Origin of the sequence: Microcoleus sp. B3-D2 (genome assembly GCF_036705345.1) — a bacterium.
Classification (GTDB): Bacteria; Cyanobacteriota; Cyanobacteriia; order Cyanobacteriales; family Microcoleaceae; genus Microcoleus.
Window position 1 is genome coordinate 41,630 of record NZ_JAUBUG010000011.1, and the last position, 19,013, is coordinate 60,642.

Consider the following 19,013-nt stretch of genomic DNA (forward strand, 5'->3'; position numbering starts at 1 on the left):
TGCAGCTTGGCTGAGAATAGTAGAAGATGTTAAGTGGGATTCCCTACCGGATAGCTTCGCTTCACGCGAATTTACAAACACCTGCAGATCGAAGCCTATGGCTGACATTAATCGATGCTACGAAATCCTCGAAATTGAGCCTGGAGCTTCCTTAGAAGAAATTAAGCGCGCTTACAGGGATTTAGCGTTTGTGTGGCATCCCGATCGGTTTGCCAACAATGACCGCCTGCAACAAAAAGCTCACCAAAGATTAACAGAAATTAATGAAGCTTACCAGCAGTTGGTGTTGTTTCTGAGTCAGCCTGAATCATCGGGGTCGATCGAAAAACAGTTTCCGCAGCCACCGCCGCCTGCGCCGGAAAAGCCGCTGAGAAGGCCTTCTCGAAAATCAGTGGCTAGGCCTGGTTCCCAGCGCAGTCAAACCCGCCCAAAAACCGCCTCCAAAAAATTTCAAACTCAAAAGAACTCTTCAAGCAAGAAACGATTTACCACTCACAGCCGTCAAGCGTGGCGGGGCAGAAAGCAACCAGGGCGAAGCGTTGCGAGGGAAGCACGGCCATCTCAACACTATCGAAAGCTTACCTCGAAAAGGAAAAAAGAATTTTCAACTCAATACTCAAAACCGCGAAGCGCGCCGAGGGAAGTGCGGCCATCTCAACACTATTCAAGCTTCCCTTGGTGGCCGCTGGCAATCGCCGTGGCGAGTTACGCTTTGACCGGTTGGATTTTGACGAGATCAGCCGCCCCGCTGTGGATGTGGGCTTTAATTTGTGGTGCCGATTGGCTGTGGGCCGCGATTTTGCTGGCGGAGGGTTCGGCAACGCCTAGAGTGTGGCTGGCAGCGTTAGTTTTAGGTGGGGCGGTGGGGGGGTCGATCGCCGGTTTTCAGGCGGGAGGCATGGAAACAGGGGCTGCTTGGGGCGCCGTTGGGGCTGGTTTGGGGGCGATCGCCAGTTCCGAGGCGGAGTCGCGGGCTGTGGCTGCTGTTTTGGGTGTAGGGGGAGTGGTGACAGTGGTGGGATTGATGGCGGGAACCGATTCTGGGAATTGGGTTAAGGTGTTGGCGGCGGCCGTGTGTTGGGCGATTGTCGGCTTGACGTGCGGGCTGGCGGCGGAAGTAGGTGGGAATTCTGACGGCCCCGTCGGGCTCGGAGGTGCGATCGGGCTGGGGATTGGGGCGTGGGCTGGGGCGTGGGCTGGGGCTGGTTCGGGGGCGATCGTCCAAGCTTTCGCTATCGCCGGGTCTAAGACTGTTTATGGGGCTTGGGCTGCGATCGGCATTATTGCTGGAGTTGTGGCGCGGATGGTAGCTGCCGAAAGGTTGAGCAACAACGGCAGCGGGCTTTATACGTTTATCCTGTTGGTGGCTACTTCGGGTTTCGGGCTGTGGCTGGGACGGTTGGTTGGGCGAGCGGATCTTTTGAATTAATCATTAGTCATCAGTAATTAGGGAAAATTACCCATTACCCATTACCCATTATCCTATTTTATAGCAACTGCCAAGACGATTAGGAGTTTCTTGTTTGCTGAAACCTGAGTTTAAAGTTGCTGCTTCCTTCTTCCTGCAGCATAACTCCCAGCACTTATCGCTTTTCAGCAGCGCTTCAAACTCAGCCCTTGGCAAAGGCTGGCTGAAAAAATAACCTTGAATTTCGTCGCACTCGCGATCGCACAAAAAATCTAGTTCCTGCTCATTTTCTACCCCCTCAGCAACCACCCTCATGTTCATGCAGTGTGCCATTTGAATAATAGCTACTGTAATCGCTGCATTTTGGCGATCGTCTGCAATATCCCGAATAAAACTCTTGTCAATTTTTATCGCATCAAATGGAAAGCGTTTTGGATAACTCAAAGAAGAATATCCCGTCCCAAAATCATCAATTGCTATCCTAATCCCCAGATCCCTCCACACCGTAAAAGCTTTAGCTGCTGCAATTTCGTCTTGCAAAACCAGACTTTCCGTCAGTTCTAATTCCAAATACTTGGGATCGAGACCAGTTTCTGTTAATATCTCCCTGACTCTTTCCGTGAAATTTTGGCGCTCGAATTGACGGGCTGACACGTTAACTGCCACTCGCAGGGGCGGCAAACCTGCTCTTTGCCATGTTTGAGCTTGCCTGCAAGCAGTCTCTAATACCCATTCGCCCAACGGTGCAATCAAGCCCATTTCTTCAGCCATTGGAATAAATTCCCCCGGGGAAACTCGCCCCCGTTCTGGATGATTCCAGCGCACCAAAGCTTCAGCACCAATCATTTTACCTGTTTTAATTTCTATTTGCGGCTGATAGTATACTTCAAATTCTGAACTTTTTAAAGCATGGCGCAGGGAAGTTTCTTGAAGAAGTGTATTGATGAAATAACTGGCATTTTTTGCACTGTAAAAATGATAAGTGTTACCGCCTTCTAGCTGAGATTGATACATTGCTATATAAGCATTTTTCAGCATTTCATCTCCGTCGATGCCGTCCCCTGGATACAAGCAGATACCCATACTAGCAGTGACATAGACTTCGCAATCTTTGACAATCATGCCTTGGGATACAATATCTAAAATGTTTTGAGCAATGTTAGCCACATCCTGTTTTTCTTCAACAGGTTTGAAAATCAGCGCAAATTCGGCAGCTTCCAAGCGAGCAACAATATCAATGTTTTCCATGCAGTTACTTAGCCGCTGGGCGATGGTACAAAGCACAGAGTCGCCGATATCGTGTCCCAAGGTACTGTTAATGCGGTTGATTTTATCTAAGCTAAGCGTGACAAGCGGAACGACTCCTGACAATTCTTTTTGACCATCTAATATTCGGCTTAACTTTTCTCGCAACAATGAACGATTCGGCAGATTGGTCAAGCTGTCATACTGATGTCGGTAGAGGGCGAGTTGAATAGTTGTGTGCAAGTTTTTTTCTTCAAATGGCTTGACAATATAGCCGAAGGGTTTTGTACTATTGACTCGTCGCAAAGTATTTTCATCGGCATAAGCTGTCAGATAAACTACTGGAATTTGAAATCGCGAACGAATTTCTTCGGCTGCGGTAATACCGTCTATTTCTCCTTGCAAGTTAACATCCATCAAAACTAAATCGGGTCGGAATTTGGCTGCCGATTCAATCGCTTCTTCTCCCGAATAGACCATACCAGTTATTCTATATCCTAGAGAGATTAAACTGTCGGAAATGTCTTCCGCAACGATGCTCTCGTCTTCAACTATCAAAATTTTTTTCTGGGACACTAAATTCTCTCCTATGAGTGTATTTGGGTTGGGGAAAGGTTATTTTAAAATTCGTGCCAGCAGTGTCTAAGAGCTCTATTTTGCCCCGGATCTGCTTGACTAAAGACCCGACCAGTCGCAAACCCAAAGTTCGGGCTTTTCGATAATCTAAGTCTTGAGGAAAACCAATTCCGCTGTCGCTCACGCTTAGGACGCAAAATAGGTTTTTATTTAAAGAAAAATCTATGTTTATTTTACCTTTTATTTGTCCTTTAAAAGCATATTTAAGGGCATTTGTCACAAGTTCATTAATAATTAATCCGCAAGGAACTGCCGTATCAATATTGAGAAAACACGGCATAATATTTGTTTCTAAATTAACGCATTCTGCATGAATTTCATAAGCTTGGAATAAATTGTGGGCGAGATTTTGGATATATTCAGCAAAGTCAATTTTTGACAAGTCTTTGGATTGATACAATTGTTCGTGAACCAGAGCCATTGAGCTGACTCGGTTTTGGCTTTCTTTTAACATTTCGCTAACGCGGCTGTCTTGGATGTAGCGGGACTGAAGTTTGAGCAAACTGGAAATAACTTGGAGGTTGTTTTTGACGCGGTGGTGAATTTCTTTGAGTAGAACTTCTTTTTCTGCAAGGGATGCTTTGATGCCATCCTCGTCGCGCTTGCGATCTGTAATGTCCCGCACTACTGCTTGAATTACTTTTTTCCCGTTAATTTCCATTGCATTTAACAGCACCTCAGCGGGAAATTCTGAACCGTCTAACCGTTGGTGTAACCAGTCAAAGCGACAGCTACCTGTTTTCATTGCTGTCGATATTCTCTGTGCTACTAGACTGGATGAGTCTTGTCCACTCGGCTGAAATTGCGGCGAAAATTGGCTTAATTTTTTACCGTAAAACTGTTCTTTATTACTGCACGCAAATAGGGTTAGGGTGGCGTGGTTGCAGTCAAAAACTTCGTCTTCTTCCAGTAGCATTACTGCGTCGCTGGTGGCTTCGTAAAGGCTGCGAAATTTGCGTTCCGACTCTTGCAAAGAAGCGATTAATTGGGTTTTTTGAGCTTCGGCGCGTTTGCGGTCGGTAATGTCTATCCCTACTGAAACTGCTGCATTTCCCTGATTATATTTCTGAGCTACTATCAAATAGTTGCGGACGGAACCGTTAATTTCTATTTCTATTTCTTGCCAGATTTGCTGAGATGAACTGTTAAAAAAGTTTCGGATCAGTTCTCCAAAAGTCGAGCCTTTGTCGAGAAAGTTGATTTCTTGACCTACAAAGGTTTCAGGAGACAGGTTGAACGAGGTTGCTAAGTGCTGGTTGACTCCAATATACCGCAAATCTGAACTGATCCAAGAAATCAGTCCGGGCACGGCATCCAACACGGCCCGAAGTTGGTCTGTAGCTTCTTTGAGTGCTTCTTCCGATCGCTTGCGATCGCTAATATCTGTCGCCGTTCCGCACAAGCCTAAAATAGCGCCGTTTTCCGCTTGGTTGACGATGCTGTTGACGCGCAGGTAGACGGGAGTACCGTCTTTGCGAATGTGTACTGTTTCGTAAGGAGAATTAGCGATTTGTGACTGAATTTTAGTTCTCGCTAAAAGTTGTGCACATATTTCTATTGGTCTAGTTTTTTGCTCGGGAACTAAAAAATCGGTGAAGCTGCGTCCGATCATTTCTGGCGGTTCGTAACCGTAGATGCGTTTGGCGGCGGAATTGACAAAAGTCAAGAAACCTTCAATATCGATCGACCAAATCAATTCTTCGGAAGTTTCGAGGAGGTTGCGGTACTTTTTTTCGCTTTCGGCAAGTGCTGCATTGAAGACTGCCGTCTGCTGCTGAAGTCTGTCTTCTAATTCTTGATTTGCCGTTTCCAGAGTTGCGATCGACTGCTCGCGCTCGGTAATTTCTGTAGAAACACCCACTGCCCCAACCACTTCGCCGTTTCCATCTCGCAGCGCTGCCGATCGAATTTCGTGAATAAAATGCCTCTCTCGGACGTTCCAAGTACGATCGTTTCCTGCTAATACCTCGGCAATATTTTCTAAGATATCTGGCTGGCTGCTGTAAACTTCAAAAATCGATAGCCCGACAGTTGCACCTGGTTTGAGTCCCAAATTTTCTAATCCTTTCCCTGCTGCAAGGGTTAACTTGCCTTCTCTGTCGGTTGCCCACAGGAAAATTGGGGCACAACTGACAGCGGCGTGAAGGGTTTCGTTGGCTTGTTTGAGCCGATCGATTTCTGCGTGAAGCAGATCCTGGGTGGTGTTTAATTCTACCGTTAGTCGATCGGCTTTTTGCTGCCAACTGGCAGCAGTATCGCACATTTCTGCGAAATGGCGGGAACGACAGATGGATTGGTTGCAGTGTGACATGGTTACTCTAGGGCGCACTGTATATTTAACCCCAGCCTATCTTTTAAGCATAAACTTTTTAAGTGAAATATTACAATTAGCAGGAATACTCATCCGACCAAGATGCGATAATATTAAAGGTACTTTAAAGGATTCACAAATTGCGGCTCGCTCAGGCCTTTGGGCGACAGTTTACAAATTTATAGTAAGCTGAATAATGCCTCCCAGTCGGTATTTTTACGGTAAGTATTTGTATTAGTGCAAAAACAAGTTCCGCAATCCTCGGCTTGCACAAGAACTGGGATTGTAAATTTATTATATTTGTTTGCGTAGATTCACGCACCGAGGCATCGGGAATCTGGAATTTGTAAATACAGCCAGCGCCTGAATGGTTAGGAGGTACTTAATTTGTGAAAATCATGAGGTCGATGCCCTCTTCTTTCTGCCTTCTGCCTTCTGCCCTATTCCCTATTCCCTATTTCTTCCATCCGCTACATCTTGTACAGTGCTGGTTGCCGAACTTCCTTCAATTAACTCCCCAAATTTTGACAGTTTTGTCTATACTGCCGCTGATAATAGTTTCACCATCGCTGCTAAAAGTAAGACAAGTAACAGAGTTTTGATGTCCGCTGAGAGTGTGAATATTTTCGCCGGTACTGGCATTCCAAAATTTGATATTACCATCCGCACTAGCACTGACAACAGTGCCTCCGTCAGGACTAAAGAGGATCGCATTTATCGAGTTAAAATGCCCTGCCAAAGTGATTGAACTATCTGGATTCGATAGCTGCCGCAGTTGAATATTTCTGTCCCAGCCGCCAGTAGCCAAAGTCTGCCCGTCTGGACTGAAAGCCAGACAATTCGCATAACCCTTAATTGTTTGGGAGCACTCTCTGCTGCGGAGGTTCCACAGTTTAATTGTACCGTCAGAACTGCTGCTAGCGAGAGTTTGTGCGATCGGGCTAAAAGCAAGACTAACAATTCCTGCTTTATGAGCTCCCCAAGTTAAAAGACTGCCAAAAGTACAGATTAACTTTCCCGTCTCTAAATTCCAAATTTTGATAGTAGTATCTGCCGAACCGCTGGCGATAACTTGACTGTCGGGACTGATGACAATTGCGCTAATTTCCGCTTCATGTCCGAGGGAAGTATGCCGCAATTCTCCTTCCTGCCAAATTTCGATCGCGCGGTGTTTTGGAGTATTTCTGCTCCTCACAAAAACTTCGCTTTCTTGGCAAAGCACAAAAGTTTCTTGAGCGCGGGCATACTTGTCAACAGTATAGAGTATTTCTCCTGTCTCTACATCGCAAATTCTAATTATTTTCCCGTGCAAACTCGCCGTGTTATATCCTCCGGGACTAATCGCAACATTTGTCCCTGTTTTGACCGTGCGGATGCAGTCAAAAAGCTTGTAAGGCACGAAGTCTTTTAAAGCTTGGCGCACTAGAGGTTCTGTCCTCGGTCGCAAAATTAAATAAGCAACTCGCTGCACTTCTGCTGCGGGGTCAAGCAGCGCCTCAATTGCTAAATTTAAACCAGCGCCTCCGTATTTAGGAGCATCTTTAACAGCGGCAATTCGCGACTCGATACTAGGGCTGTTGAAGCGCTGCTTGACTCCGGCAATGCCTCCTAAAACAGCGCCGGCGATCGGGATTTGACTTTTGCCGCCGAGGACGGCATCATATTCTCTAGGTTGGTTAGGATTGTCGGCCATCATATCATTTTAGATTTTAGATTTGGGATTTTAGATTTGGGATTTTAGATTGAAGAATTGGATGAGTAAAAAACTCGAACTCACGCACGGATAAATCGGGGCAATTGTTATCGGATACTCTGTTGTGATTTTCTGAACATATGAATCCGGGGGCTTGTAACCGGGCTGCTTTCGCTGACGTTCAAACCAGGTTTAAGATCGCAAATTCTAACTTGTTGACTGTTGCTGTTTATAGTATTATAATCAAATCAGCGTTTTACACAAAAATCCGAAAGTGATATGTCACACTTCACAACTATCAAGGTTCAGATCAAGAACGGCGAACTGCTGCATCAAGTGTTGGAAGAGCTGGGTTATCAAGTAGAGTCCAATGTGCAGGTACGGGGTTATCGGGGTGACAAAACTAATGCCGAGTACGTGATTCGGCAATCCAATGGTTACGATTTGGGTTTTCGCCGCAGCGGAGAGGATTACGAATTGGTGGCGGATTTTTGGGGCGCTCGAATTAATCAACAGGAATTTATCAATTCAATTAGTCAAAAATACGCGCGCAAAAGTTTGATGGCGGCGGTGCAGTCAGAGGGTTTTCATGTTGAAGAAGAGGAAACTTTGGCAGATGGAACGCTGAGAGTTGTAGTGGGTCGATGGGTTTAGGACTCGCGCTTGATTAACTCGTTTTTACCTATCAAGAGGAATCACCATGTGGCGATCGGCGATCGTACTAATCATCCTTGCCCTTGTAGTTGGCATTGTTGGCGCGATCGCCCTTGGAGCATACCGCTGGCATCTGGGTACCAAGGAACTGCGAGCCAATCTGGAAGCTGCACGCTTGCCGATTAAACCTCTCACATTTGATGCGCGGGAAATTGCCGATTTACCCCAGCCAGTGCAGCGCTACTTTCGCGCGGTGATCAAGGATGGACAACCGCTAATTGTAGCAGCGCGGGTTTCCCACGAAGGCACGTTTAACATGAGCGAAACGGCAGAAAAATGGAGCGCCTTCACCTCAACTCAACTGGTAATTACTCAGCGCCCTGGCTTTGATTGGGACGGGCGAATTGCCATGATGCCCGGTATCAATGCGTTTGTTCATGATGCCTACATTTCTGGCGAAGGCATCCTCCATGCAGCGCTGCTTGGCCTGGTGACTCTGGCGGATATCCGCGGCACTCCAGAAGCTGCACAAGGGGAACTGATGCGCTTTTTCGCGGAGGCGGCTTGGTATCCGACGAGACTGCTGCCGAGTCAGGGTGTTCGCTGGGAGGCGATCGACAATTCTTCGGCCAGAGCAACGCTACAGGATGGCGACACGGCTGTTTCCCTGGATTTCCGCTTTGATGAAGCAGGGCTAATCGCCAGTATCCGCGCCGAGGCCCGCGCCCGTACAGTTAACGGGGGGCTGGTGTTTGCGCCCTGGCAAGGCCGTTTCTGGGACTACGAATTGCGAGACGGTATGCGGATTCCGCTCTCGGGTGAGGTGGCGTGGCAACTGTCTGATGGCTCGCTATTGCCCTACTGGCGCGGCCGCATCACGAATATTGCCTATGAGTTGGCGCGATGATTCTAGTTTGTGTTGTAGGGTGCCCCGAATCCTGAGATTTTCCGAGGTATTTCATGGGAAAAATCTGATAATATTTGGCAGGCGATTGGTTCGCCTCCAGCTTTTCGATCGTTCAGTTTGGGATATGTCTGGAAATTCTATGAAGGTGAGGTTTACAAGCCGCTGACGATATCGTCGGATAGGAAAAATAAGTTTAATGAATTGCTAGTTGTAGGATAAGTCGAAAGATGAGGATGCGATCGCCCAATCTCAGAGCGATCGAGCTTATCATTGGTATCGAGCGCGAAATCCAGATTTTGCCACTGGTTTCGAGGACTGATGCGATACAATTAAAGCAAACGAGTAAATCAATACTATGAGCATTACTCTGACAAAAACCCAAGAGATATTCATCCAAACTAAACTGCAAACTGGTAAATATGGTTCTGCCGAAGAAGTGCTGGAAGTTGCTTTGCGATTGTTAGATGAGTACGATCGCGCCGATCGCCAGTGGAGCGATGGTGTACGAGTTAAGATAGATGCTGCTGTTGCCATGTCCGAACATACTCCACCGATTGATGGCGAAACTTTTACTGCAGGGATTGGCGATCGTTTCCGCCAAGTACGCGAGAGTAAACAAGGCTATACTAATTGAAATGCTTGTATGATAGTTGCATTCAATTCCTGCATTTGCTGACTTCCTAACTCGCCCAATCGTCTCAGGATTAATCTCTGTTCAAGACTGACAATCCGAGTCACTCTAACTTTAGAAGATACTTTTAATCCAGTGCTGGGAAATTCGGCATCTGAAGCATTTCAAGCAAATTCATCTAAACTTAGGCTAGTGACATTTTGCGAAGAAATGAAGCAGATCGTAATTTCATCTATGGTTGAACTTGCCCACAGCACTAAAGCCGGACGTAACTTTTTCTGACTCAAATCTGTAAAGGGAAATTCAGCTAAAACAATATCTCCTTTTTTTAGCTTCACTAAATTGGCTCTCCATCTTCAAGGGTGTAAATATCAGGTTCGTCCTCCAGGAATTGAAATGCTCCTCCGCTTTGGGCTAACTGGGTTATTTCCACAGTAGAAGGATAGGGGATGTTATTAAATAGTTTTGCTTTTATTAGCAATTGCTCGTCTTCTGAGAGTGTCTGGATGATTTGTACTAAGGATTCAATGAGTTTTGTGTTCATAGCTGAAAAAATCTGGGGATATTTTTTTTACTTCCACAAGGCAACCTTCGATGATTATAACAAAACAACTAAGAGCGTGAAGCGAAGCTATCCCGTAGGGAATCGCCCGAGCCAGTAAAATTCGGAGATAGCACAGATTTACTCCTCGAAGTCCACCTGTTTAACCTGCTCTAAAGGTATATTTAGCGCTTCTGCAATTTGCTCGTCGCTCAAGCCAAACTGCCGTAATTTATCTATTGTTTCAATCTTAGTTTGATTATTGCTTTCCTCCTGCAAGTCGGGAATTTCCGGCTGACTTATATCGGGGGTAGGAGTCGAAGGATTAGGACAATTGTTAATGTAGCTAATTTTGTTACTATCTTTAAAAGTATTATTATTACCCAAAGTTGTTATAGTCTGATTTATATGCCGTTCTAGCACGGATTCAAGATTACTTTTTTTAACTTGTTCCCCAAAGACTTCAGATAACATTTGTAAAAGCTCGTGACTAGCCTTTTTAACGTGCTGGGAACTATAACCATAAGTTTCTCCAACGTCAGCATATCTTTGACGATTCAGTATTCCTGCGATAATCCTCCGCTGCAAGTTATTTAGACGTTTACCTGTGTTGGTATAGACAGCTTCATCGACAAATTGCAATATCTGAGGACTATCCATAGGTGGGATGGTGACATAGGTATGCTTACTATACCAAACTTTTTCCCACTTTTTCCAACTTTTTGGGCCTCGCATCCGAATTTTAGGAAGTTCCCACTTTTTCCAACTTTTTCCCCTTTACATTTTTTGTGCGATCGGTCTAGGATGGAAAAAAAATTAGGAGGTGATTTATGGGAAGAGATCGAGTTTGGCCAAGAACTTGGAATACTTACTCTGAATTGCCTGGGTATCAAGTTAAGTTTAACGTTGATACATCATCAGGTCTTGTAATAGGCTTCCTTGTAGCACCTGCCAGTGAGTCTGATCCAGATGGCAACCATGTTCATTATTGGTATAATAACCAATCACGGCAATCTGGCTACCAAATGAAGAGTGGAGGTAGGCATTTTGCTTCGAGTTTTTCTGATTATGTGATTGAGGATATAGGGCAAAAACTGCCTGATATCTTGATGAAATAGATGGCAGAAGATATATACTGTTTAGATATAGTATATGGGGGTAAAACCTCTGACAAGTGGTTCGTTTAGGCGTTGACTTTTTCAGAACGGTGGCAGGCATTTATTCAGATGTCTACAAAGGGAACATAGCAGGCCGTGTAGTTGTTTACATCTGAGTTTTACTTAACAGCATTAGCAATAAATATTAATTACTGGAACCTCATGGCTGATCCACTTGCCTTAGCGAAAATCGGACCTAATGCCGACCTGCGTGGTGCTGACCTGACTATAGCCATCCTGAGTGATGCCAACCTGAGTGGTGCCAACCTGAGTGGTGCTGACCTGAGTAGTGCTCACCTGGAAAAAGCCAACCTGAGTGGTGCCAACCTGAGTGGTGCCAACCTGGAAAATGCCGACCTGGAAGAAGCCAACCTGGAAAAAGCCAACCTGAGTGGTGCCAACCTGACAAGTGCCAACCTGGAAAAGGCCAACCTGGAAAAGGCCAACCTGACATATGCCAACCTGTATCGTGCCAAGCTCGAAAATGCCAAGCTCGAAAATGCCAACCTAAAAAATGCCAACCTGGAAAATGCCAACCTGATGCTTGTCAGTATGGAAGATGCTAACCTGAGTGGTGCCAACCTAAGTGGTGCCTTGCTGCATATTGCCGATCTGATTGATGCCAACCTGAGTGGTGCCAACCTATGTGGTGCCAACCTGTATAATACCAACCTGCGTTGTACCGACCTGCGTGGTGCCGACCTGCGTGGTGCTAACCTGCAAGGTACCGACCTGGGTGGTGCCGACCTGCGTGGTGCTAATCTGAAAGATGTCAACCTGGAATATGCCAACATGGAACGTGCCAAAAGGTAGGATTTGGTGATCGCATGATTCGGGAGCGCTTCCAGTTTACGTCTGCCTTGGCGGTTGCTAGACATTGATGGTGTAGTTACACGTGCTTCAAGCTGTAGAATATGTGAATAATTCTCAAAGCTCGCCCTAACCAAAAAACCAAAGCTCAATCGCTACCAAAATGCGAACTAAGTATGATGCGATTCCAATTATAATTATCCAATTACACATATAAGACTTTAAGTTCTAAGTATTAGGCTTAAGATTGATCGCCCTAACCAAAAAACCAAAGCGCGATCGCCCTAATTCAAAAACTAATATCGCTTTCATTCCATCACATCATCTGTTGCAGGTTCGCCAGGATAAAAAGCATCGCTAAAAATTTCTTCTAACGTATACTGACAATTCTCTGGAAAAGTTTTTCGCGGCAGATTTGTTTCTCCAGAAGCTAATGCCATTCCTTTGAGGTAAGCTGTCTGGAGAGCTTCTTGTAGGTAAGGTTTGAGACTTGGATTCTCTTTTAGTAACTCTAATATATCGATACGCTGGATGCAAATTGTATTCACCCAACTGCGACTTCGTTTCGAGACTTGATATTCCCATTTAAGCAAATGTCCAATCAAAATACTCAAGCGATTTCTTAATTCGGCGCGTTCTTGTTTTCCCAATGACTCAATCTCCTCGATTAAATTAGGTAGGTCAAGTTGACTCCATTCTCGATGTTTGAGGAGTTTGGCTTGTTCCTGAGTCCAAGCATAAAAATCAGTTTCATAAAGACTTTGTATTAAGTTTTCCGGTATTTGTCCGGCTTGTGGTGTTTGCATAAAAATATCAAAATTTAGTGTTCTTTCCTTAATTATACTTAACAGCTTCATTATCCGGCTGATTTCTTAGTCTCGCGTTGCGAGTAATTCGTTTTTGTAGGGGCAATCCCCCCCTGGTTGCAGGGCAGTTTCATTCTCTTGTAGGGGCTGCCCCCCGTGGCTGCCCCCATGTCCCAAAGGCCTGTGAAATCGTCTGTGGGGGGTAGGCATTCTTGGCACTACAAGAGTCAAAATCGCGATTTTCGTGAGAATGAAACAGCCCTGCCCCTGGTTGCCCCGGTTTCAACTTCATAAAGAGGGTAACTTTCCCCAAAAACCCTACCTCAAAAACAACTTATACGCCGGATTTTGACTCTCATCCCCATACTGATAGCCCAGCGTATCCAAAAAAGCCTGCCATTCCTGCATCTCATCGGGCGGTACTTGAATTCCCACCACAATTCGCCCGTAATCGGCGCCGTTATTTCGATAGTGAAAAACGCTGATATTCCAGTTAGGACTCATCGAACTCACAAACTTCATCAACGCACCCGGACGTTCGGGAAATTCAAAGCGATAAAACAATTCGTGATGTGCCAGCATCGAACGCCCGCCCACCATATGCCGCACGTGCAATTTCGTTAATTCATCATCAGTTAAATCCAAAGTGTTGAAGCCACAATCTTCAAAACTTGCGGCTATCTTCACCGCATCGGCACGGTTTTGAATTTGTACACCGATAAAAATATGTGCCTCTTTTTCATCCGCAATGCGATAGCTAAATTCAGTTAAATTGCGTTTGCCCAGACATTCGCAAAACCTGCGGAGACTTCCCGGTTGTTCGGGAATTGTGACTGCAAAAATGGCTTCGCGGCGTTCGCCAAACTCGGCTCTTTCTGCTACAAAACGCAGCCGATCGAAATTCATGTTCGCGCCGCACGCAACAGCAATTAATGTTTCTCCTGCGATTTGTTCCCGTTCGGCGTAAGCTTTCGCACCTGCGATCGCCAAAGCGCCGGCAGGTTCTAAGATCGATCGCGTATCTTCAAAAACATCCTTAATCGCCGCGCAAACATCATCCGTATCCACCAAAATAATCTCATCCACATACTCCTGACACAACCGAAAAGTTTCCTCCCCCACTTCCCGCACAGCAACGCCGTCAGCAAATAAACCCACCTGCGACAAACGCACCCGTTTACCCGCTTTCAGCGATTGATTCATTGCATCGGAATCCACCGGTTCGACGCCGATAATCTTAATTTCCGGCCGCAACCGCTTGACATAGGCCCCAATTCCCGAAATCAATCCACCGCCACCAATTGCCACAAAAATCGCGTGAATTGGTTTTTGATGTTGCCGCAGAATTTCCATGCCGATCGTACCCTGTCCAGCAATCACGTAGGGGTCATCAAAAGGGTGAATAAAAGTCATACCTTTTTCGGCCTCTAATTGGCGCGCAAAGGCGTAGGCATCATCGTAAGCATCCCCATGCAAAACGACCTCTCCACCCCGGGATATGACCGCATTTACCTTTACCTGCGGCGTCGTTACGGGCATGACTATGATCGCGCGAGTTCCCAGGTGGCGGGCGGCGAGGGCGACTCCTTGGGCGTGGTTGCCGGCGGAAGCTGCAATGACACCTTGTGCTAGCAAATCCGGCGACAGTTGCGCCATTTTGTTGTAAGCACCCCGCAGTTTGAAGGAAAACACCGACTGCATATCCTCTCGCTTCAGCAAAAGTTTATTGTTGAGCCGTGCTGATAGATTCGGGGCTACTTCTAGGGCTGTTTCTTGAGCAACATCGTAGACGCGGGCGGTGAGGATTTGTACCAGGTAATCGCAAAGCATGAGGTTAGCAGGTTGGTTGATGCCGGATGGTGGGATAATTGTACGGCACTTGTGTTAGTATTTTGCGGGGAATTGGCGATCCTCTTCGAGGGATTGGCTAACGGGCGATCGCAAGTTTTCAATAAAAAAATTTCGCTTTGCGAACATAATAAGCGTGAAGACTATGAATAATATTTCGTTTTTGCCGTTTACCCCGGTTATAAAATCCGGTTTGTGAGCGTATTAGTCCGTAATCCTTAATTTAGTATGTAAATTCATGAACGTACAAATTACCGATTTGCGTGCTGGCGACGAGCCAAAAATTCAACAGGTAGCTAGATTAATACTTGAAGGTTTTAAAGAGCATTGGCCCGATGCTTGGCCCGATATAAATTCTGCTTTGCAAGAAGTGCAAGAATCTTTGGGAGCCGATCGCATCAGTCGAATTGCTGTCGGCGACAGCAATCAAATTTTGGGATGGATTGGCGGGATTAAACAGTATGACGGTAATGTTTGGGAACTGCACCCGCTGGTAGTGAGAACAGAATTTCGCGGACAAGGAATTGGTCGATCGCTCGTAGCTGATTTAGCAGCAGAAGCTAAAAACCGGGGAGGGATCGTGCTGTGGGTGGGCACCGACGACCAAGACAATCAAACCACTCTTTCAGGCATCAATCTTTATCCTAACGTTTGGGAACACGTCGCCAAAATTAGAAATTTGCGCGGTCATCCCTACGAATTTTATCAAAAAATGGGTTTTGCGATCGTGGGAGTGATGCCCGACGCGAACGGAATTGGCAAGCCAGATATTTACATGGCAAAGCGGTTGTAAAGTTTAGTGTAGGTTCTAAATTTACTGACTGGTAGCTTGCCAATCCAACACTTAGCAAAATTAGTAGTTGAAAGTTTCCCAGAAAATCGGTCTAGTCTGGACGTGCGAACCCCGTTCGAGGGTCGCTAATAAACAAACCCAGAACTAACGAATCCATCACCGTATCCCAGACAGGAGTCAAACGCTCTGCATCGTCAACCCAGTAATCAAAAGTAATCAAACACTGAACATTAGAACCCAATCCAATACAGATTCGCGAAAAAGCTTCCCGCTGTTCTGGAGGGTCGATAAACTTAAATTCAGTCCAAACAACGCGGGCAGTTTGCCGCTTCAATTGGATAATTTCCCCAAAAGCGATCGGATTCCGCGTATCATCTTCAACCACCTTCTGTAATAGCGGCACCAGCGGAAAATCTGCCCAGTTACCAGGTGGTAGCAAATTAAACGAAACCTCCAAACGACAATCATCATCCGGCGGCTTTTTATCCGTAAACCGGAACGAATTAGTATCCGGTTCAAAATGCCAATCTTCCGGGACATCAAAGCGGACTGCACCTCTTCCTGCTACAAAAATTCGAGTTCCAGGCTTTGACTTCCAATTGTGGTCTTCTTTGAGCTCTAGGGTTTCTTTGAGCCATTCTTGCTTTTTGCGCTTAGACATAAACAGAACACCAAATTGCTGCTAATGTGTAGTTTGAGACTTGGCAAACACATTTTAACTCTATTTTGCTAGCCGTTTGCTCAAAGATAACAATCCTTACAAAAATTATGAGTTCCTCTCTTCTCTATTCCTCTGTGTTCTCTGCGCCTCGGCGGTAAAAAAGAATTCCTTTCACAATTAGCTAACTTTTATTTTTCACTATTGGGAATCACATACCTAATTCCGCCTTTGTTCCCAGCCGCATCGCCCTTGTAACGGGGGATAACATGAATAGCCGCGTGAGTGCGACTTTGACCCGCCTGTTTATTAATATTGATTCCCACATTAAAACCGTCTGGCTGAAACTCTTTACTTAACATTTCTTGCACCTTATTAGCCATAAACCAGCAAGCCGATTGCTCTCGAAACGGCAGTTCAAAATAATTAGCAACGTGACGCTTGGGGATGATTAAAACATGACCTTTGCTGGCGGGATAACCGTCAAACATCGCATAAGCTGTTGCTGATTCAGTTAGCAAAATTAGGTTTTTATACGGATTGCAGAATATGCAGTTATTAGTTGAATTTCTTTGATGGTTGTAATGCACGTATTTGTAAATTTCGCAATACTCATCTAAATGACTGGACTTAAAGGGAAGTTTGACAATGCACTGATATGTAGGTTTTTTGTGGACATAATGTTCTCGGAAGCCTTCTTTTTTGATATCCCTTCTCACCGCAAAATACGCATTCCCTCCCGGTTTCAACAGGTGCGACACTTCCATCAGCACATTAGCTTGTTCTTCAGGAAACAAAACATTCAAAACATAAAAGCAAATGATTGTGTCGAATTTATCTTCGGGGAATCCCGGGAAATAATAAGGGTCATAACCCGTAATATCGAAGCCTTTTTGCTGCAACAATCTAACATCGCTGCCCAAGCCGCACCCAAAATCTAAGACTTTGCCTTGCAGCAAGTTTTTATCCAATAAAAATCTTGCCGGAAATGACAGATAAATTCTTTCGATTGCCGTCAAGTGGCTGAATTTATTTTGTTGCTTTTTCATGGCAGCATAAATTTGATTTAAATAAATATTCTTCCGTCCGCGCACCATCCGGACGAGAGTTTGTGTAGTACCGATTTCAATATCCGAATGTTATCTAAAAATTTTACCATTATTGCAGTTTGGCGATCGCCCCTTTTTCCACCAACACCTTACCAGTCACCAAATCCCGCACCGTCGCCAACAAAACCCGCCTCTCATCCACCTCAAAACTCACCGAAACCCTGTCAATTCCCAATACCCCAGGCGGGTTCAAATGCGCCACACAAACCTGCTGGTGGTGGCTGTCCAAAGAGCGAAAATCTGTCTGTTTATTGAGCCAACTGCTCGTCATTTGCCCTTTTTCGTTAAAAATAACCTCCGCTTGCGATACCTCCGCAACTTCCCCAATATCTAAACGAATTTCCCTTTGCCCTTCAATTGCCACTTGCAGCGTCAACTCTTCGGAACTTTGACAGGGATACTTCATTTCCTTGCTAAATATCGGCGAATAAGCATAAGCTTTAGCATAAGGTTCCCAGAGGCGAATTGCATAGCTGTGGCGCAAATAATCGTCAACACTTACCAATTGTGTCAAGGCTAAAGCACCGTGTGCCACTGCTTCAAAAGGCTTGTCTCTTTGGACTTTTTGCCGCCCAAAATACGAAACCACTAAATTAGATACAGCCGGAATTAAAGCAGTTCCTCCTACCAGCAAAACCTGTTCGATATCTGCTTTGCCGATACCTTTTCCCAGTGCAATACTCAGCACTTCATCTAAACTTTCCCGCAACTGTTCTAACAACTGCCTAGATTCCAGAATTTCCTCAAGCTTGTCTCGGTTTAGCTGCAAGTCGTAAGACATAAAATTTTCATCGTCAAACCAGCTTTCCTTCGCCTCATTAACTTGAGAAAGTTGAATTTTTAATTTTTCCGCTATTTCTAATAAGTTTTGCCAGCCAACTGGGCCGACTTCTGCCCGCGACGAACCAATTTGCCGCAAATAATCTTCGACAATCCAGATGTCAATATCTTCGCCGCCTACATAAGCATCGGATTTTGCCAACACTTCGGCACGTACCCCCCCCAGCCCCCCCTTGTCAAGGGGGGGAGCGAGATTTCTCTCCCCCTGGCTAAGGGAGGAAGCGAGATTTCTCTCCCCCTGGCTAAGGGGGGAAGCGAGATTTATCCCCCCCTTGGTAAGGGGGGGAGCGAGATTTCTCCCCCCCTTGGTAAGGGGGGGTAAGGGGGGGGTTAGAGCAGTACGGACTAAACTTAAATCTAAAGTTCCGCCGCCAAAATCAACTACTAAAACTAGAGAGCCGGGGCGTTTTACTGCATATCCCAGGGCGGCGGCTGTGGATTCATCTATTACCTGAACTTCCGCAACTCCCAAACTTTCTCCTAAGTCGCGAAACCAATCTAGATATCGCTCAAATGCTCCAACTGGGACTGTAAAAATTACTTTTTCTGGCTGTATATTTTGTAAATATAATTGTTTCCAAATACTTGTGATAAACTGTTCTGCTACTGATTCGGGTGTGTAGGTTTCGCTGTCTATATTGCGGGGCGGCGGCTGAAAGTCGGCAGCTAAATTGCGTTTAAAAGCTTTGAAAAAGCGGTCTGGCTGGGATTGCCCCAAACGCTGCGCTCGCACTTTTTCTCCCAACACTAACTCTCCCGCCTTTTTCACAAAAACTAAAGTCGGCACTACAGAGATTTCTCGAACATCTCCGCTCAAACTATTAGTTTTGAAAATCCGGGAGATATCGCCCAATCTCAAAGTTTCTGGTGTTTTCGTATCCGGGTTAAGAATGCAGACAACCGTATTGCTGGTGCCGAAGTCAATGGCAACTGTAGTCATGGTGATTTTAGATTTTAGATTTTAGA

The 19,013-nt window shown here is 45.6% G+C and carries 17 protein-coding genes and 1 pseudogene; 7 read left to right on the top strand and 11 right to left on the bottom strand.

What is annotated here, in order from left to right:
- The first annotated feature begins 97 nt into the window (after positions 1 to 97).
- A complete protein-coding gene (locus QUB14_RS06440; protein ID WP_333216532.1) occupies positions 98 to 1,429 on the top strand; it encodes a J domain-containing protein in 1,332 nt (443 codons plus the stop codon).
- A gap of 48 nt (positions 1,430 to 1,477) precedes the next feature.
- Here the strand turns inward: QUB14_RS06440 and QUB14_RS06445 are convergent, their stop codons facing one another.
- From QUB14_RS06445 to QUB14_RS06455, 3 genes are all read right to left on the bottom strand, one after another.
- Positions 1,478 to 3,229 (bottom strand): EAL domain-containing protein, encoded by a 1,752-nt coding sequence (locus QUB14_RS06445; protein ID WP_333216531.1) that lies wholly within the window; start codon positions 3,227 to 3,229, stop codon positions 1,478 to 1,480.
- A complete protein-coding gene (locus QUB14_RS06450) occupies positions 3,201 to 5,600 on the bottom strand; it encodes a PAS domain S-box protein (RefSeq protein ID WP_333216529.1) in 2,400 nt (799 codons plus the stop codon). Before QUB14_RS06450 ends, QUB14_RS06445 begins: the two co-directional genes overlap by 29 nt.
- 505 nt (positions 5,601 to 6,105) lie before the next feature.
- A complete protein-coding gene (locus QUB14_RS06455; RefSeq protein WP_333216527.1) occupies positions 6,106 to 7,296 on the bottom strand; it encodes a WD40 repeat domain-containing protein in 1,191 nt (396 codons plus the stop codon).
- A 276-nt stretch (positions 7,297 to 7,572) separates the two neighbouring features.
- Here QUB14_RS06455 and QUB14_RS06460 point away from each other — a divergent pair, with 276 nt between their 5' ends.
- From QUB14_RS06460 to QUB14_RS06470, 3 genes are all read left to right on the top strand, one after another.
- On the top strand, positions 7,573 to 7,947 hold the full coding sequence (locus QUB14_RS06460) for a DUF1257 domain-containing protein (protein WP_190743059.1): 375 nt from the start codon (positions 7,573 to 7,575) through the stop codon (positions 7,945 to 7,947).
- 46 nt (positions 7,948 to 7,993) lie between these two features.
- Entirely contained in the window at positions 7,994 to 8,854 is an 861-nt protein-coding gene (locus QUB14_RS06465) for a DUF6920 family protein (RefSeq protein ID WP_333216525.1), read from the top strand.
- A 355-nt stretch (positions 8,855 to 9,209) separates the two neighbouring features.
- The gene (locus tag QUB14_RS06470; protein ID WP_333216524.1) at positions 9,210 to 9,488 is read left to right on the top strand and encodes a type II toxin-antitoxin system ParD family antitoxin; all 279 of its coding nucleotides are present in this window, start codon (positions 9,210 to 9,212) and stop codon (positions 9,486 to 9,488) included.
- Here QUB14_RS06470 and QUB14_RS06475 read toward each other — a convergent pair.
- From QUB14_RS06475 to QUB14_RS06485, 3 genes and pseudogenes are all read right to left on the bottom strand, one after another.
- Positions 9,476 to 9,823: pseudogene (locus QUB14_RS06475) on the bottom strand (type II toxin-antitoxin system PemK/MazF family toxin). The gene QUB14_RS06470 and the pseudogene QUB14_RS06475 overlap by 13 nt on opposite strands.
- On the bottom strand, positions 9,823 to 10,029 hold the full coding sequence (locus tag QUB14_RS06480) for a hypothetical protein (RefSeq protein WP_333216522.1): 207 nt from the start codon (positions 10,027 to 10,029) through the stop codon (positions 9,823 to 9,825). The pseudogene QUB14_RS06475 and the gene QUB14_RS06480 overlap by 1 nt, the downstream one beginning before the upstream one ends.
- Positions 10,030 to 10,167: 138 nt before the next feature.
- Positions 10,168 to 10,686 (bottom strand): hypothetical protein, encoded by a 519-nt coding sequence (locus QUB14_RS06485; protein ID WP_333216600.1) that lies wholly within the window; start codon positions 10,684 to 10,686, stop codon positions 10,168 to 10,170.
- Between the two features lie 170 nt (positions 10,687 to 10,856).
- Between QUB14_RS06485 and QUB14_RS06490 the strand changes: the two genes are divergently transcribed.
- Together QUB14_RS06490 and QUB14_RS06495 are read left to right on the top strand one after the other, a co-directional pair.
- Entirely contained in the window at positions 10,857 to 11,144 is a 288-nt protein-coding gene (locus tag QUB14_RS06490) for a hypothetical protein (protein WP_333216520.1), read from the top strand.
- Positions 11,145 to 11,345: 201 nt separating this feature from the next.
- Complete coding sequence (locus QUB14_RS06495; RefSeq protein ID WP_333216518.1) at positions 11,346 to 11,996, top strand: pentapeptide repeat-containing protein; 651 nt, start codon at positions 11,346 to 11,348, stop codon at positions 11,994 to 11,996.
- Positions 11,997 to 12,301: 305 nt separating this feature from the next.
- Here the strand turns inward: QUB14_RS06495 and QUB14_RS06500 are convergent, their stop codons facing one another.
- Complete coding sequence (locus QUB14_RS06500) at positions 12,302 to 12,799, bottom strand: DUF29 domain-containing protein (protein WP_333216516.1); 498 nt, start codon at positions 12,797 to 12,799, stop codon at positions 12,302 to 12,304.
- 318 nt (positions 12,800 to 13,117) lie between these two features.
- Entirely contained in the window at positions 13,118 to 14,629 is a 1,512-nt protein-coding gene (gene ilvA, locus QUB14_RS06505; RefSeq protein WP_333216514.1) for a threonine ammonia-lyase, biosynthetic, read from the bottom strand.
- A 256-nt stretch (positions 14,630 to 14,885) separates the two neighbouring features.
- Here ilvA and QUB14_RS06510 point away from each other — a divergent pair, with 256 nt between their 5' ends.
- Positions 14,886 to 15,440, top strand: coding sequence for a GNAT family N-acetyltransferase (locus tag QUB14_RS06510; protein ID WP_333216512.1), 555 nt, complete (start codon positions 14,886 to 14,888; stop codon positions 15,438 to 15,440).
- 91 nt (positions 15,441 to 15,531) lie between these two features.
- Here QUB14_RS06510 and QUB14_RS06515 read toward each other — a convergent pair whose 3' ends face one another.
- The 3 genes from QUB14_RS06515 to QUB14_RS06525 all read right to left on the bottom strand — a co-directional run bounded on the left by QUB14_RS06515 (position 15,532) and on the right by QUB14_RS06525 (position 18,987).
- On the bottom strand, positions 15,532 to 16,101 hold the full coding sequence (locus QUB14_RS06515) for a hypothetical protein (protein WP_333216510.1): 570 nt from the start codon (positions 16,099 to 16,101) through the stop codon (positions 15,532 to 15,534).
- A 188-nt stretch (positions 16,102 to 16,289) separates the two neighbouring features.
- On the bottom strand, positions 16,290 to 17,147 hold the full coding sequence (locus tag QUB14_RS06520) for an HIT domain-containing protein (RefSeq protein WP_333216508.1): 858 nt from the start codon (positions 17,145 to 17,147) through the stop codon (positions 16,290 to 16,292).
- A gap of 109 nt (positions 17,148 to 17,256) precedes the next feature.
- Positions 17,257 to 18,987 carry an Hsp70 family protein gene (locus QUB14_RS06525; protein WP_333216506.1) on the bottom strand — a complete coding sequence of 577 codons (1,731 nt, stop codon included), beginning with the start codon at positions 18,985 to 18,987 and terminating at the stop codon, positions 17,257 to 17,259.
- Positions 18,988 to 19,013 lie beyond the last annotated feature (26 nt).

Excerpts from the sequence above, each read along its gene's own strand:
- QUB14_RS06460 (WP_190743059.1), top strand. The coding sequence starts at position 7,573 with ATGTCACACTTCACAACTATCAAGGTTCAGATCAAGAACGGCGAACTG.
- QUB14_RS06520 (WP_333216508.1), bottom strand. The coding sequence starts at position 17,147 with ATGAAAAAGCAACAAAATAAATTCAGCCACTTGACGGCAATCGAAAGA.
- QUB14_RS06525 (WP_333216506.1), bottom strand. The coding sequence starts at position 18,987 with ATGACTACAGTTGCCATTGACTTCGGCACCAGCAATACGGTTGTCTGC.
- QUB14_RS06490 (WP_333216520.1), top strand. The coding sequence starts at position 10,857 with ATGGGAAGAGATCGAGTTTGGCCAAGAACTTGGAATACTTACTCTGAA.
- QUB14_RS06500 (WP_333216516.1), bottom strand. The coding sequence starts at position 12,799 with ATGCAAACACCACAAGCCGGACAAATACCGGAAAACTTAATACAAAGT.
- QUB14_RS06450 (WP_333216529.1), bottom strand. The coding sequence starts at position 5,600 with ATGTCACACTGCAACCAATCCATCTGTCGTTCCCGCCATTTCGCAGAA.
- QUB14_RS06465 (WP_333216525.1), top strand. The coding sequence starts at position 7,994 with ATGTGGCGATCGGCGATCGTACTAATCATCCTTGCCCTTGTAGTTGGC.
- QUB14_RS06470 (WP_333216524.1), top strand. The coding sequence starts at position 9,210 with ATGAGCATTACTCTGACAAAAACCCAAGAGATATTCATCCAAACTAAA.
- QUB14_RS06455 (WP_333216527.1), bottom strand. The coding sequence starts at position 7,296 with ATGATGGCCGACAATCCTAACCAACCTAGAGAATATGATGCCGTCCTC.
- QUB14_RS06440 (WP_333216532.1), top strand. The coding sequence starts at position 98 with ATGGCTGACATTAATCGATGCTACGAAATCCTCGAAATTGAGCCTGGA.
- QUB14_RS06515 (WP_333216510.1), bottom strand. The coding sequence starts at position 16,101 with ATGTCTAAGCGCAAAAAGCAAGAATGGCTCAAAGAAACCCTAGAGCTC.
- QUB14_RS06485 (WP_333216600.1), bottom strand. The coding sequence starts at position 10,686 with ATGGATAGTCCTCAGATATTGCAATTTGTCGATGAAGCTGTCTATACC.
- ilvA (WP_333216514.1), bottom strand. The coding sequence starts at position 14,629 with ATGCTTTGCGATTACCTGGTACAAATCCTCACCGCCCGCGTCTACGAT.
- QUB14_RS06510 (WP_333216512.1), top strand. The coding sequence starts at position 14,886 with ATGAACGTACAAATTACCGATTTGCGTGCTGGCGACGAGCCAAAAATT.
- QUB14_RS06480 (WP_333216522.1), bottom strand. The coding sequence starts at position 10,029 with ATGAACACAAAACTCATTGAATCCTTAGTACAAATCATCCAGACACTC.
- QUB14_RS06495 (WP_333216518.1), top strand. The coding sequence starts at position 11,346 with ATGGCTGATCCACTTGCCTTAGCGAAAATCGGACCTAATGCCGACCTG.